The organism is Microcoleus sp. AR_TQ3_B6, assembly GCF_036702785.1.
Classification (GTDB): Bacteria; Cyanobacteriota; Cyanobacteriia; order Cyanobacteriales; family Microcoleaceae; genus Microcoleus.
This window is the reverse complement of the sequence record NZ_JAUBVJ010000041.1, coordinates 1-14,062: the sequence shown is the minus strand read 5'-3', so window position 1 is coordinate 14,062 and position 14,062 is coordinate 1. Positions and strand designations below refer to the sequence as shown.

The following is a 14,062-nucleotide window of genomic DNA, read 5'->3' as shown; positions in this document are numbered from 1 at the left end:
GCAGACTTAATGTTTTTGGGGATGCTGGCTTTTAGTATCAATGCCTAGCAAGCTATAGAGTGGACAAGTTCCAATTAAACCTGTCAGGGCAGGAATAATTGAAATAATTCCTAATCCGATTCCTAATGCCGAACCTCCATAAACACCAAAGCCGAGGTAAAGTAGTACGCCTGTTAAACCAAAGCGGATGAGGCGATCGAGCATACCGACATTATTAAACATGACGCTCCTCCTTGAGAGAGTCGAATTTTTTTTACTTTTGAGTTGGTTCATCGGGTCGGTTGTGAATACGAAAAAACTATTTTCTGATGGGCGATCGTTGTTCAAAGAAGTCAGGATGGTGATGAGAATTGAGCAGGTAACGGAGATATCCACGCAAGATTCGCCAGTCTAGCAATACAGGATCCTTAAACGGGTCATAACCGCCTTCATGCGTGGGATGAGCTTAACTCAGGTTCAGTTCCACCACCAGATAATCAACAATCTTACATCTCTCAATTTTGCTGACAAGATAGTTACGTTCAAGCCCCTATAGTTACGGCGAGTAAAAGATTGGGGACGGCTAATAGATTAAAGACATTCTGAAAAAAATGTTAAATCTTCCCTAGCACGAGCGCAATGACTTATTAACCCATTCAATACTGATTTGGATGCACTACCGAGTTGCTGATGCGGTCTAATGTTCTAGCGTTCTTTCGTTCGGGGAAAAACAACCTCGTAATATTTTTTTTATAATTGTCTCAACTTCAGCATTTGAGCCAATGCTTTACCCCAAGCAACTATGAGACAGCAGCGGTAACTGACTTGTAGACTATTGAGGATTCAATTAAAAATGTTTTTGAAGGAGCGCGAAATAAATAGCTTCCCAAAATCGATGTTATTTAATTCTTGTTTCTGAGCCAGATTGCAATATCACTTGTCCTCATTTTTTTGAAATCATGACAGCAATCTTAAAACAGCGCGATCGCGCTAATGTTTGGGAGCGATTCTGCAACTGGATCGCCAGTACAGACAATCGAATGTATATTGGCTGGTTTGGAGTCCTCTTAATTCCGACAGCCCTAACCGCAGCCATTGTCTTTGTCCTCGCCATGATTGCGGCTCCCCCCGTGGATATCGACGGCTTGCGGGAACCTGTATCCGGTTCGCTGCTCTACGGTAACAACATCATCACGGCGACGGTGGTTCCTAGCTCGAATGCCATTGGCTTGCACATTTACCCAATTTGGGAAGCCGCTTCCCTGGATGAATGGCTCTATAATGGCGGTCCCTGGCAACTAATCGTGTTCCATTTTCTGATTGCGATCTATGCCTACATGGGTCGGCAATGGGAACTGAGCTATCGCTTAGGAATGCGTCCCTGGATTGCAGTTGCCTACTCTGCTCCTGTGGCTGCAGCAACATCGGTGTTATTGATCTACCCGATCGGACAGGGCAGTTTCTCAGACGGTCTAATGCTGGGAATTTCTGGAACCTTTAACTTCATGATTGTGTTCTCTGCCGAGCACAATATTCTCATGCATCCCTTCCATATGTTGGGTGTAATCGGCGTGTTTGGCGGTGCGTTGTTTAGTGCCATGCACGGGTCTTTAGTAACTTCTAGTCTGGTGCGCGAAACGACCGAACAAGAGTCTCCAAACTATGGCTATAAATTTGGTCAAGAGGAGGAAACCTACAACATTAATGCAGCCCACGGCTACTTTGGACGGCTGATCTTCCAGTATGCCAGTTTCAATAATTCCCGCGCTTTGCACTTTTTCCTGGGTGCCTGGCCCGTAGTCGGAATTTGGTTTGCGGCACTGGGAATTAGCACCATGTCTTTCAACCTGAATGGACTCAATTTCAATAATTCCATCCTAGACAGCCAGGGACGACCGATTGCCACCTGGGCAGATATCCTCAACCGTGCCAATCTAGGGATTGAGGTCATGCACGAGCGCAATGCCCATAACTTCCCCCTGGATTTAGCTTCAGCAGAAGCTCAACCCGCCCTAGTGACTCCTGTCATTAAGAGCTAAGCGGTTGAACGACAAGTTTTCGATAAGTGCAATAGCACCCCTTATGCGGTGCTATTGCACTTATATAGCAATCCTAAATGATTCTACTCGTTACCAGGCTCTTCCTGGTAACGCAGATCCGGAGGCTCTGCCTCGCGAAAATCGAGGCAGAGCCTCGGGACATTGATTCCCAGGCGTTTAGCCTGGCAACCAGTTATTGAAACTGATGCGAGGATTGCTATAGAAGAGATATCAATGGCAAAGATCGCGGCTACAAAAACAAAGCCCCAAAGGTGTGAATAGTAGGACTCAAGATCAGCTCAAGCAAGCTGCCAGATCCGCATCAGGGGTGGTAATGGCCTGCAAGTTATAGTTCTCCGACAGAAGCTTGAATACATTGGGAGAAATAAACGCCGGTAATGTCGGCCCTAGACGAATGTTTTTAATCCCCAAATGCAAGAGAGTTAGCAAGACGGCTACTGCCTTTTGTTCATACCAGGACAGAATCATGGAAAGGGGTATATCGTTGACACCTACCTCAAAGGCATTGGCTAGGGCTACAGCAATCTGAATCGCGGAGTAGGCATCGTTGCACTGACCAACATCCATCAGGCGGGGTAGTCCCTCAATGTCGCCCATTTGTCGATCGAAGAACCGAAACTTGCCGCAAGCTAGGGTGAGCACGACACAATCATCAGGCACTTTTTCGACAAACTCGGTGTAGTAGTTGCGATCGGGTTTGGCTCCATCACAGCCCCCCACCAGGAAGAAATGGCGGATTTTACGCTGTTTCACAGCCTCAATGATTTTATCTGCCACCCCTAGAACTGTATTGTGGGCAAAACCAACTGTGACTTCCCTGGGGGGTGCATCTTCAGTAAAGCCGGGAAGTGCCAGTGCTTTCTCAATAACGGGAGTAAAATCGGGTGTGCCATTGTCGATCGCACTCAAGTTAATCAGACCGGGATAGCCGACTGGGCCAACGCTAAAGAGTTTGTCTTCATAATAGGAATGGGTTGGCATTAAGCAGTTGGTCGTAATCACGATCGCACCGGGGAACTTGCCAAAATCCTTGGTTTGGTTCTGCCAAGCAGTGCCGTAGTGACCGTAGAGATGGGGGTACTGCTGTTTTAGTTTGGGATAGCCGTGGGCTGGTAGAAGTTCGCCGTGGGTGTAAACAGTAATTCCAGTATCTGCTGTTTGCTTCAGCAAGCCTTCGAGTTGTTTGATGTCATGTCCTGAAACCAGAATCGCCTTCCCTTGCCGTGGATTGAGGGGAACAGGCGTGGGAATTGGGTGCCCATAGGTAGTGGTATGTCCGGCATCCAATAGTTCCATAGATCGCAGATTGATGGCTCCCACCTCAAGAGCAAAATTCACCCACTCCTGCAAGCTCAAGGTCTGGTTATCGAGGGCGACCAGTGCCTCATAAATGAAACGATACACCCGCTCGTCTTCCTGTCCCACTTCGTATGCGTGGAAGGTGTAGGAGGCAAGACCCTTAACCCCATATAGCACTGTGAGTTTGAGCGAGAAAATATCCACATTCGAGGCAGACTGACTCAGGAACTGGATGGAAATCAGCTCACCCTGCTCAACCAGGCTCTCCTCAAAGTTGGGTTCAAAGTCGGAAATTGCAGCCCAGATCGGTGGATTGTCTGTTGCTTGCTGCACTTGAGCCTTGAGGTTGGCGCGATGGGCGATCGCTTTCTGGAGATACTCAACAAACCGCTTTTCGGAAAAGTTGACATTCGTCATCGTGGCAAAGATCGCTTCGCAGGTGAAGACATCCACTGCATGGGTATCAATATCTAACTCCTTTGCTTTGAGGGCAATCGGAGCCAACCCGCGCAGATAATAAATCAACAGATCTTGGATAGCATTCACCTGGGGACTTTTCCCACAAGCACCAAACTGATGGCATCCTTGTCCGCTTGCTGTTTGTTCGCATTGTTCACAGAACATTAATTTTTCCTTGTTGAATTGGTTAGAATTTACGCAACAACTCGGTTATGAAAATATTTATCCCTCCCTGACTATGTTAACAAATCTGAGTTAACAAATCTGATGATAATTCATAGGGACTTGGAAAACCGTTTGCTGGAGTTTCGGATGAGATAGCTATCAAACACGGATGCAATATTGCGAATTAGCAAGCGCCCGATCGTCGTTACTTCAATGCCATCGCCCCAACGTTTGATTAACCCATCGGCTTCTAAGGCATCAAGTTGGGGCAAAACCTGAGCGAAATAGTCATTGAAATCGAGATCGAAGCCGAGATGGTATTTTTCTTCCAAATCTTGGACAGACAGTTGGAATTGACACATTAATTCCATGATTACTGTCCGCCGAATCAGATCGTCCTGATTCAGTCTAACGCCTTTTTCGATCGGCAATTCCTGCCCATCAATCGCCTGATAAAAGTCTTTCAATCGCTTGTGGTTTTGGGTATAGACATCCTGCAACATACTGATGGAAGTCATGCCAAAGCCCAACAGGTCCGATTCGGGCTTTGTGGTATAACCCTGAAAATTACGATGTAGTTGCCCAGCTTGTTGCGCGATCGCTAGTTCATCATTGGGCTTGGCAAAGTGATCCATACCAATAAACACATAGCCATTTTGCGTCAGTTGGGCGATCGTACTTTGCAGAATTTTCAGCTTTTCGCCCGCAGTCGGCAAAGCAGACTCCGGCATTCGTTTCTGAACCGGTTTGAGCCATGGAACATAGGCAAAATTAAATACGGCAATGCGATCGGGATTTAATTGCAATGTCTTCTGTACCGTTTCCTGGAATGTTGCTTGTGTCTGGAAAGGTAAGCCGTAAATCAAATCCACATTGACACTTTCAAACCCAGCTTCCCGCATCCAATCCATCACATCAAACAACATCGCTTCGGGCTGCACCCGATTGATCGCTTCCTGCACGGTGGGATTAAAGTCTTGAATGCCAAAGCTAATCCGATTGAATCCTAATTGTCGCAAAAAGAGAATGTATTCGCGATCGATATAGTTAGGATTGACTTCGATCGATATTTCTGCTGCGTCATCGAACCGAAAATATCGATTTAACTGGTTCCAGAGACACTCTACCTGACTTCGATCGAGATAGTTGGGCGTGCCGCCGCCCCAGTGCAACTGATGCACCAGCCGATCGGCATCCACCAAACTGGCAACTTGGCGAATTTGGCGATCGAGATAGCGTAAATAGGGTTCTACCACCTCTTTACGCTGGGTAATGATGGTATTGCAGCCGCAGAAATAACAGGGCGTTTCACAAAAGGGGATGTGGCAGTAAAGCGATAAGGGGGTTTGTTTGTGATTGCCGACGGCGATCGCGGTTCTAAATGCGTTGCGATCGAAGTCAGTGCTTAATTCTGTGGCGGGTGGATAGCTGGTATAGCGGGGTAAAGGCTGGTTGTATTTATTCAACAATGCAGCATCAAATTCAACCGTTTGTGATAATTGTTTCATTAACCGATTTATCCTCTTGGTAGTGTGTAAGTTCAGATTCCCGGCATATTTTAGAGATACGATCGCTCTTGTTTTCCTTGGGCGATCTATGTCGCTACAGATTCTCGCTTAGCCCCTCGGCTGCGGCTTTCTGTGCTGCCGGGGCGATCTTGCCGAGTCAGCAAATCAAAGGTATGTTCTCCAATCGCCGCTTTTACATCGGCTTCGAGTTCGTGCATCACATCCCGGTTGAGGGCAAATGCCGCATTTGCTTCTGCGACAATTCGCTCGATCGTGTCAGCATCCACCGAAAACTCATCCAGGGTGTGGCGATAGCGTTCCTTAAATACTCGCCTGGCTTCTGGTGTCGAGATTTGGGAAAATTCATAGAAATTTGTTCCTCGATCCGGCGGCATAGACAACGCCAATCGAATTACGTTTTTCAAGCTTTGTCCGCCGGATAAATCACCCATGTAGCGGGTGTAGGCATGGGCAATCAGCAGGACTGGATCGGTTTTTGAGAGGGTTTGAATGCGATCGCGATACACACAACCCGCTGGCGAAGCCGTAATTTCCTCCCGCCAATTTTCACCGTAATAAAAAGCTAGATCGCAAGCCAGATTCTCAGTGCGATTTAACTCAGGGAAATAGAGAGTCCCGATTATCGGGTGGTTGACATGGCTCTGCAAAGCCGTTTCTAGGGCGCTGTAGACAAAGTACAAATCGGCAAATAGTTTACGCAAAGGTTCCCGTTCCACAATGCCTTTCATAAAGCATTTCATAAATGCCGTATTTTCGGCTGTGGTGTGGGATTGCATCGTGCCTTCTCGGAGGCGTGTCGATAGATTAGTCATGGCAATATCTCCTAATTAATAGCGGTTCTGGACGATTCAGCATTAATCGAGGGCAGTAAATAAAGGCGCAACAACTGCCACACTATCGCACCAATCCAGGGTAATTTTTGCCAAAATTGGATGGCGGCAGGGCGCTGGTTACTTGAGATTTCTGCTAGCTTCTGATTGGCGATCGCGCATCGCTCCAAACGGGCAAAGAATTCTGGATGGTGGGTATCTAAAATAGTGGGAAACGCCCGTTTTGCCGTTTCATTGGTGTGATGAATCACCTGCTTGTTATATTCCTGGGGGTCGATGCCGATCGAATCATAAAATGTGGAGCGTTCCAACACCGTCATTGTGTGGGTGGCAAACACCGTCAGCAGGAAAAAGCGCGCCCAGAGTCTTGCCTTCCAGTTATTCCAAAGCTTAGGCTGCGATCGCAACAATGCCTTAAAGAAATCCCCATGGCGATTTTCGTCCTGGCACCAATTCTCGAAGTAGCGAAACAGGGGATAAATTTGATGTTCGGGATGTTGTTCGAGATGGCGATACACCAAAATATAGCGCCAGTAGCCAATTTTTTCCGACAGATAAACAGTATAAATTACCCATTCTGGAGGGAAGAATGTGTAGGTACGATTTTTTGTTAAATAGCCCAGATCGAGAGACAAGCCAAAATCCGTCATTGCCTTGTTCAAGAAACCAGCATGACGCGCTTCATCCCTGGCCAGTAAGCTAAAGGCTTCCGATAACAACGGTTGGCGATTCTTAAGTTTGCGGGAAAGTTCTTTGAACAACAGAAAGCCAGAAAATTCTGAGGTACAGGAGCGCTCTAGAAAGTCAATAAATGCCTTGCGCGTTTCGCCATCAATGTTGTCCCAGCATTGCTCAAACTCTTGATTGCGGACAAAATGGTGGCGGTTATAGTCCGCTCGCAATTCTGCTACAACTGCTTCTAACTCCGCTTGTTGCCCGGACAGATCCATTTCGGCAACGGCATCAAAATTGGTGGTGTAAAAGCGGGGTGTTAACAGGGTTTCTTGAACAGGTGCTTTAATGCCGGATGGCAGACCAGCAGACTCCGATTTATTAATTGAACTGACCATAGGAGTGGAGAGTAGATTTTTCGGAATTGATGACTGTGAACCACATTGCCTTAATCCGCGATCGCCCACAAGTCAGTTACCACTGGTATCCTATAGTTACTTTAGGTAAAGCATTGAAGCAAACAGGACGCTTGAGCCATTTCTAAAGAAATATTAATTTTCGGGTTTTTCAAATCAAAAAAACGTTACAAAGATTTTAGAAGTCCAACCCAGCTTGAGATTGCGATCGCGCAGTTATCTACCCCTGGAATATCCATTGTGAAGAGAGTTTATGGTGGAAGCAAGTCCGTGCATAGAGGTTAAATGTCCGATTCAATTTGTGCTGGATTTGTTGGACAATAAATGGTCAATTTTAGTTCTACGCGAACTGTTTGGAGGGGCGAGGCGGACCCACGAATTACTCGCGGCACTTCCTGGCATCAGCACCAAAACCCTCACCCAACGCCTACGAGAGTTGGAATCTCAAGGGTTAGTCGAGCGGCGTGTTTATGCGGAGATTCCGCCCCGTGTCGAATATTCCCTCACGCCCAAGGGTCGCCAAATTCAACCGGTGATGGCAGCCCTGCATCAAGTAGGATCGCAGTGGCTGGGACAGGAGAGTTGTATTTGTCCGCTAACACACTCGGATGCTGAGGACGATTTAAATGCACAACAGCTTACTCCTTGAGATTGACTCAGAAACCGGGTTTTTTAGGACAATCTTTCGTTCCCACCGACAGATCAAGTAAAAACTGCTTTCTTTAGTCGAAGTGCGTAAGCTCAGAAACCGGGTTTTTTACGACAATATTTCGTTCCCACCGACAGCTTCAGTAAAAAACCAGTTTCTTGGATGTAGCATGGTGCTCAGAAACCGGGTTTTTTACGACAATATTTCGTTCCCACCAACAGCTTCAGTAAAAACCCGGTTTCTTGGATGTAACATGGTGCTCAGAAACCGGGTTTTTTACGACAATATTTCGTTCCCACCAACAGCTTCAGTAAAAACCCGGTTTCTTGGATGTAGCATGGTGCTCAGAAACCGGGTTTCTTCCTAAATCGGGCGTGAGGATGTTTAGATACTCGTAGAAACCCGGTTTCTTAGATTTTGCGCGGTGCTTATGGAGTTTAGAGGCTGTTGGTGGGGAGGTAGAAACCGGGTTTCTTCGTGAATCTGGGTGATGATACATAAATTATCGCAGAAACCCGATTTCTGAGATTGATTTTACTTTGATTATTTGCTCGTTATGTCCCGACAACCCCGTCGGAAACCTAGACAGGGCATGGTTTCGTGGTTTTGGGCTTTATTATAAATCTTTATGAAATCCTGAAACTCTTAGATGTTACAGTCTACAAGTCTTTCGAGAAGCCTCCTCCACCCATCATGGGCTGGGTTGAGCGCGCACAGGTAAGATAAACCGTTAAGATATCTCCTCGATGTACTTAGCTTCGGGAGGTTCCCTGGAGGTGCCTCCAAACTCCACCCCTTTGGAGATGGGCTCATTTCTAACCATGAGTGATAGATGTCGGATTTATTTTTTATCCTCCAGCCTACCTGATCGCCAAAAGCTTCCCATATTTTATAATTTTTTGGGAGACTCTCATAAATGCGCTTCTGCACCGAAAAGCCGAAGTGCCCATTAGTGTAGTGTACCCAAAGTTGGTCAATAGTAAGTAAGTCCTCGCAGGGTAATTTTTCAATACTTTCTCTATCCAGCCATCCTTCTTCCTCCCTATTCGCCACCTTACACATCACTCTCGCCGTTTCTTCATCGGCTTCCTTCCACTTTTTTGCCGCCAATAAATTCCGCAAGTTTATATAATCCATTCCCACGGCTGAAACTACGCGCGTAGTTTCAGCGGCCGCTGGTTTGGGTATCAGCAAATCCAACCATTCCTGCACCGACTGCGGGCGATTTTGCGGTTCCAACTCCATCCCTTTCATAATCGCCGCATTTACCCTGTCACTAATCTCTGAATTGAATTGCTTTGGCGGAGTTAAAGGAATATTTTGCTTCCTGAATTGCGAGGGAAAGGGCAACTCACCAGTCAACATTACATAAAGCGTTGCTGCTAGAGAATAAACATCTGTACAAGCACCGAGTTCGGCGCGTTTTTCTAATAATTCGATTGGTGCGTAACACTCTGTACCGGAATTGCTATTTGTCCGCAATTTCCCCGGCGCTGTCACCTGTCGCGCTATGCCAAAATCAATCAAAACGGCTTCAAGACCCCGCTGCCTGAGCATAATATTTTGGGGTTTCACATCGAGGTGAGTAAATCCTTGCTTGTGAACAAAACTCAGCGCGCTTCCCACTTGTTGAATAATTGGCAAAGCTTTTTCTTCGGGCAAAATGCCGTTATCTTCTAGATGGCTGGCTAAGTCAATTCCGTCGATTAATTCCATCACCATGCACCACAATTCGATATTTCCTGCCATTTCGGGAAATACTTCGTAAACTTGCACGACGTGGGGATGGCTGCACTTGGCTAAAGATAAAGCTTCGTTGACAAATTTGGTTTGTAATTCGCGAAAGTTTGGCTTACCTTGAACGTTGGCATTTAGGGTTTTGATGGCGACGGCTTTACCTTCTTTGAGGTTTTGGGCGCGGTAGGTGACACCGAATCCGGCGCAGCCGAGGATTTGTTCGATTAGGTATTTGCCTTGGTGCAGTTGTTGTCCGGGGGGCCAGTGCCTCATGGTGGGTGGTGAGGATGTGGGGATGATGGTTTTGATTGTAGCTGAAACGGGGGAATTTTTGTTGAGTTATCGCGTGAGGTTGAGAAACCGGGTTTTTGCGGAGTTTGTGGGTGGTAGTTAATTGTTGAAAAAACCCGGTTTCTTGGGGCTTTGGGTGAGGTGGATTTTGGCATCTATCAAACCCGGAGATCCCCCCTAGCCCCCCTTAAGAAGGGGGGGACCCGAAGTAATCAAAGTCCCCCTTCTTAAGGGGGATTTAGGGGGATCTAGACTCAGATATAAACGAGATTTACATGGATTACAATCTTAAGTGTAAGCCTCCATTGGCAAACAAGAACACACAAAATTGCGATCGCCAAACGCATTATCTATGCGGCCCACCGCCGGCCAAAACTTATGTTCGCGAGTCCAAGGTGTCGGATAAGCCGCTTGCGCGCGAGTATAAGGACGATTCCACTCATCAACCATCAGAGATTCTGCGGTGTGCGGCGCATTTTTCAATACATTATTTTGCGCATCAACATTACCTTTTTCAATCTCCGCAATTTCGCCTCGAATCGCAATCATCGCATCGCAAAAACGGTCTAATTCCTGCTTTGATTCGCTTTCCGTCGGTTCCACCATTACCGTACCAGCAACCGGCCAAGAAACCGTCGGCGCGTGATAGCCGTAATCCATCAACCGTTTAGCGATATCTTCGACTTCAATAGCTGCAGACTTTTTGAGCGATCGCAAATCCAGAATACACTCGTGCGCCACTAAACCAGCTTTCCCTTTGTACAAAACCGGATAGTAAGATTCTAACCGATGCGCCATGTAATTAGCATTAAGAATTGCTACTTTTGTCGCCTCAGCTAAAGCCACTCCTCCCATCATCCGAATGTACATCCAAGAAATAGTCAAAATGCTAGCACTTCCCCAAGGCGCTGCGGAAACAGCACCAACAGATTTTTTTTGACTGTTGACTGTTGACTGTTGACTGTTAAGAATAGAATTACTGGGCAAAAATTCCACTAAATGAGACATTACCCCAATCGGTCCCATTCCCGGCCCGCCGCCGCCGTGGGGAATACAGAAAGTCTTGTGCAAGTTTAAGTGACAAACATCAGCACCAAAATCACCGGGGCGGCACAAACCCACTTGAGCATTCATATTTGCGCCGTCCATATAAACTTGTCCGCCGCAGTTGTGAACAATCTCGCAAATCTCTTTAATTTCTTCCTCAAAAACACCGTGCGTAGATGGATATGTCACCATCAAAGCCGCCAGTTCTTTTTTGTGTTTCTCTGCTTTTTTCTGTAAATCTGCGACATCAATATTGCCCTGGGAATCGCACTCTACAGCTACTACTTTCATCCCCGCCATCACTGCGCTAGCCGGATTTGTACCGTGGGCTGACTGGGGAATCAAACAGATATTTCGGTGAGATTCGCGTCGGTGTTCGTGGTATTGGCGAATAACTAACAAGCCCGCGTATTCGCCTTGGGAACCGGCGTTGGGCTGCAAAGAAATTCCCGCAAAACCTGTGATTTCTGCCAGCCACTGTTCTAGTTGCACGAACATCTTTTGATAGCCGCGAGTTTGATCGGGGGGTGCAAAAGGATGGATATTGCCAAATTCCGCCCAAGTCACCGGCATCATCTCTGCTGTTGCATTCAATTTCATCGTGCAAGAACCCAAGGGAATCATCGATGTATTTAGCGATAAGTCCTTGGCTTCTAAACGGTGCAAATAGCGCAAAAGTTCAGTTTCTGAGTGGTAGCTGTTGAAAACTGGATGGGCGAGATAGCTGCTGGTGCGATCGCAAAAATCTGGTAAGGTCAAATAGGAACTCAATGCGTCTGCATCCAGCGGAATGTTGAGAGCATTCTGCCCGTCAGCCCTGATATAATCCTTATCCTGTGCAAAAATTTTCCACAACTCTTGCACATCTTCAGCGGTGACAGTTTCATCTAAAGTGATTCCCACTGTCGAATCATCAAAAACTCGGAGATTAATTTGGCGCTCTTTAGCAGCTTCTAGAAGTTCTGAGAGCGGTTTGTCTCCCAATTCTACCCGCAAAGTATCGAAGAAAGGTTGAGAACCAATTTTGTATCCGAAACTTCTTAAACCGGATGCCAAAAGTGCTGTTAAACTCCTTACTTTCTCAGCAATGTCTTTCAGTCCAGACGGGCCGTGATAAACAGCATACATACTCGCCATCACTGCCAGCAAAACTTGAGCAGTACAAATATTGCTGGTGGCTTTTTCGCGGCGGATGTGCTGTTCGCGAGTTTGCAAGGCCAAACGCAAAGCAGATTTGCCGTTGGCATCTTTAGAAACGCCGACGATTCTGCCAGGAACTTGCCGTTTAAACTCTTCTCGCGTGGCGAAATAGGCGGCGTGGGGTCCTCCGAAGCCCATCGGCACTCCGAAGCGCTGAGTGCTTCCTACGGCTATATCCGCGCCGAATTCGCCGGGGGGTGTGAGCAAGCAAAGGCTCAAAATGTCGGCGGCTACTGTGACTAATGCGCCGACTTCGTGTGCCGATCGAATAAAATCCCTATAGTCGTAAATTGCGCCGTCTGTGGCGGGGTATTGCAGGAGAGCGCCGAAGATTGTACGATCGAACTCAAAGCTTTGATGGTCGCCGACAATTACCTCAATTCCCAACGGCTTAGCGCGAGTTTGCACCACTTCCACAGTTTGAGGGTGGCAATCTTGGGAAACAAAAAACGCTTTTGCCCCCTTTTTGCTGGCGCCGTAACTCACCGCCATCGCTTCCGCCGCCGCTGTCCCTTCATCCAGCAAAGAAGCGTTGGCAATTTCCAAACCCGTGAGGTCAATTATCATGGTTTGGAAGTTCAGTAAAGCTTCCAATCGCCCTTGAGCAATTTCGGCTTGGTAGGGAGTGTAAGCTGTATACCAGCCGGGATTTTCTAGGATATTCCGCTGGATGACGGGGGGAGTTATGCAGCCGTGATATCCAGTGCCGATGTACGATCGAAATACCTGATTTTTTGCAGCAATTTCTTTCAATTCTGCCAAAGCGCTGTACTCGCTTTGCGCTGCGGGAAGTACTAGGGGTCCAGAAATGCGAATCGCTGCTGGAACCGTTTTGTCAATCAACTCATCAAGGCTAGAAATCCCCAAAACATCGAGCATTTGCTTGATTTCGCTGGGTGTCGGGCCAATGTGCCGGGCCGCAAAACCATCGATGGGGGAAAGGTTTTGCTGCTCGTTGGGTTCAACTTGAGGGCTGTAGAGTACCAAGGCTGATTCTCCTGAATTGACTTTTCTTCTTTGTTTGTAACATTTTGCTAAGCAAGAAGAAAGTTCGGCAAGGAGCAATGTACGGGATTGAAAGGATTTAACCGATTTAGCTGATTGATGTTGAGGTTCGAGATTCGAGGGAAGAGGAAAGATTTTTCCCATTCTCCCCCTCCCCCACTCTCCCCTACTTTCCCTCCCCTACTCGCCTTCCACCATTTTGCTGTACTCCGCGGCCGATAAAGCGTCATCGACTTCGCTGGGATTGTCAACGCGCACTTTCAGCAGCCACCCAGCGCCATAGGGGTCGTCGGCCAAAATTTCGGGAGACTCTACAATGTCATCATTGCGTTCTACGACTGTACCCGTAACGGGCGCTTTCAAGTCTTCAACCGCTTTAACTGACTCGACTGTACCGAAAGCTTCCCCTTTTTCCAACCCTGCACCGACTTCGGGCAAATCTAGAAACACGATATCGCCGAGTTGGTCAACAGCAAAGGCACTAATGCCGATGGTGGCTGTGGAATCTTCGAGTCGGATATATTCGTGGGTGTCTAGGTATTTCAAGTCATCGGGGTATTCTGCTGCCATGTCTTTCCTCGCAATAAACCAAGTATCAATTGACACTCCCCAGCGTAAAGGCGTGGGGATTCTTGGTTCTGGCGACATACCTTAAAACTATCTATCCTTGCGGCAGTTCTTAGACCAAATATCCGTTCAAATGAACCAAATATTGAGCCTAATT

Annotated in this window: 10 protein-coding genes; 2 read left to right on the top strand and 8 right to left on the bottom strand. The window is 47.2% G+C overall.

Going from position 1 to position 14,062, the window contains the following annotated elements; genetic code table 11:
- Window positions 1–6 precede the first annotated feature (6 nt).
- A complete protein-coding gene (locus tag QUB56_RS19615) occupies window positions 7–375 on the bottom strand; it encodes a DUF2892 domain-containing protein (protein WP_332957425.1) in 369 nt (122 codons plus the stop codon).
- A gap of 563 nt (window positions 376–938) precedes the next feature.
- Here QUB56_RS19615 and psbA point away from each other — a divergent pair.
- The gene (psbA, locus tag QUB56_RS19610; RefSeq protein ID WP_332957424.1) at window positions 939–2,018 is read left to right on the top strand and encodes a photosystem II q(b) protein; all 1,080 of its coding nucleotides are present in this window, start codon (window positions 939–941) and stop codon (window positions 2,016–2,018) included.
- Window positions 2,019–2,312: 294 nt separating this feature from the next.
- Here psbA and hcp read toward each other — a convergent pair whose 3' ends face one another.
- The 4 genes from hcp to acsF all read right to left on the bottom strand — a co-directional run bounded on the left by hcp (window position 2,313) and on the right by acsF (window position 7,391).
- The gene (gene hcp, locus QUB56_RS19605) at window positions 2,313–3,962 is read right to left on the bottom strand and encodes a hydroxylamine reductase (RefSeq protein WP_332957423.1); all 1,650 of its coding nucleotides are present in this window, start codon (window positions 3,960–3,962) and stop codon (window positions 2,313–2,315) included.
- 110 nt (window positions 3,963–4,072) lie between these two features.
- Window positions 4,073–5,470: an oxygen-independent coproporphyrinogen III oxidase gene (gene hemN, locus QUB56_RS19600; protein ID WP_332957422.1), complete on the bottom strand. Its 1,398-nt coding sequence runs from the start codon at window positions 5,468–5,470 to the stop codon at window positions 4,073–4,075.
- A gap of 86 nt (window positions 5,471–5,556) precedes the next feature.
- Window positions 5,557–6,303 carry a heme oxygenase (biliverdin-producing) gene (locus QUB56_RS19595; protein ID WP_332957420.1) on the bottom strand — a complete coding sequence of 249 codons (747 nt, stop codon included), beginning with the start codon at window positions 6,301–6,303 and terminating at the stop codon, window positions 5,557–5,559.
- 11 nt (window positions 6,304–6,314) lie between these two features.
- Window positions 6,315–7,391 carry a magnesium-protoporphyrin IX monomethyl ester (oxidative) cyclase gene (gene acsF / locus QUB56_RS19590; protein ID WP_332957418.1) on the bottom strand — a complete coding sequence of 359 codons (1,077 nt, stop codon included), beginning with the start codon at window positions 7,389–7,391 and terminating at the stop codon, window positions 6,315–6,317.
- Between the two features lie 271 nt (window positions 7,392–7,662).
- Between acsF and QUB56_RS19585 the strand changes: the two genes are divergently transcribed.
- A complete protein-coding gene (locus tag QUB56_RS19585; protein WP_332957417.1) occupies window positions 7,663–8,058 on the top strand; it encodes a helix-turn-helix domain-containing protein in 396 nt (131 codons plus the stop codon).
- Between the two features lie 645 nt (window positions 8,059–8,703).
- Here the strand turns inward: QUB56_RS19585 and QUB56_RS19580 are convergent.
- The 3 genes from QUB56_RS19580 to gcvH form a co-directional block, all read right to left on the bottom strand.
- A complete protein-coding gene (locus QUB56_RS19580; RefSeq protein ID WP_332957416.1) occupies window positions 8,704–10,068 on the bottom strand; it encodes a serine/threonine-protein kinase in 1,365 nt (454 codons plus the stop codon).
- A gap of 306 nt (window positions 10,069–10,374) precedes the next feature.
- Window positions 10,375–13,320: an aminomethyl-transferring glycine dehydrogenase gene (gene gcvP / locus QUB56_RS19575; protein WP_332957495.1), complete on the bottom strand. Its 2,946-nt coding sequence runs from the start codon at window positions 13,318–13,320 to the stop codon at window positions 10,375–10,377.
- Between the two features lie 198 nt (window positions 13,321–13,518).
- Window positions 13,519–13,908, bottom strand: a complete 390-nt coding sequence (gene gcvH, locus QUB56_RS19570) for a glycine cleavage system protein GcvH (protein ID WP_332957415.1) — start codon at window positions 13,906–13,908, stop codon at window positions 13,519–13,521.
- Window positions 13,909–14,062 lie beyond the last annotated feature (154 nt).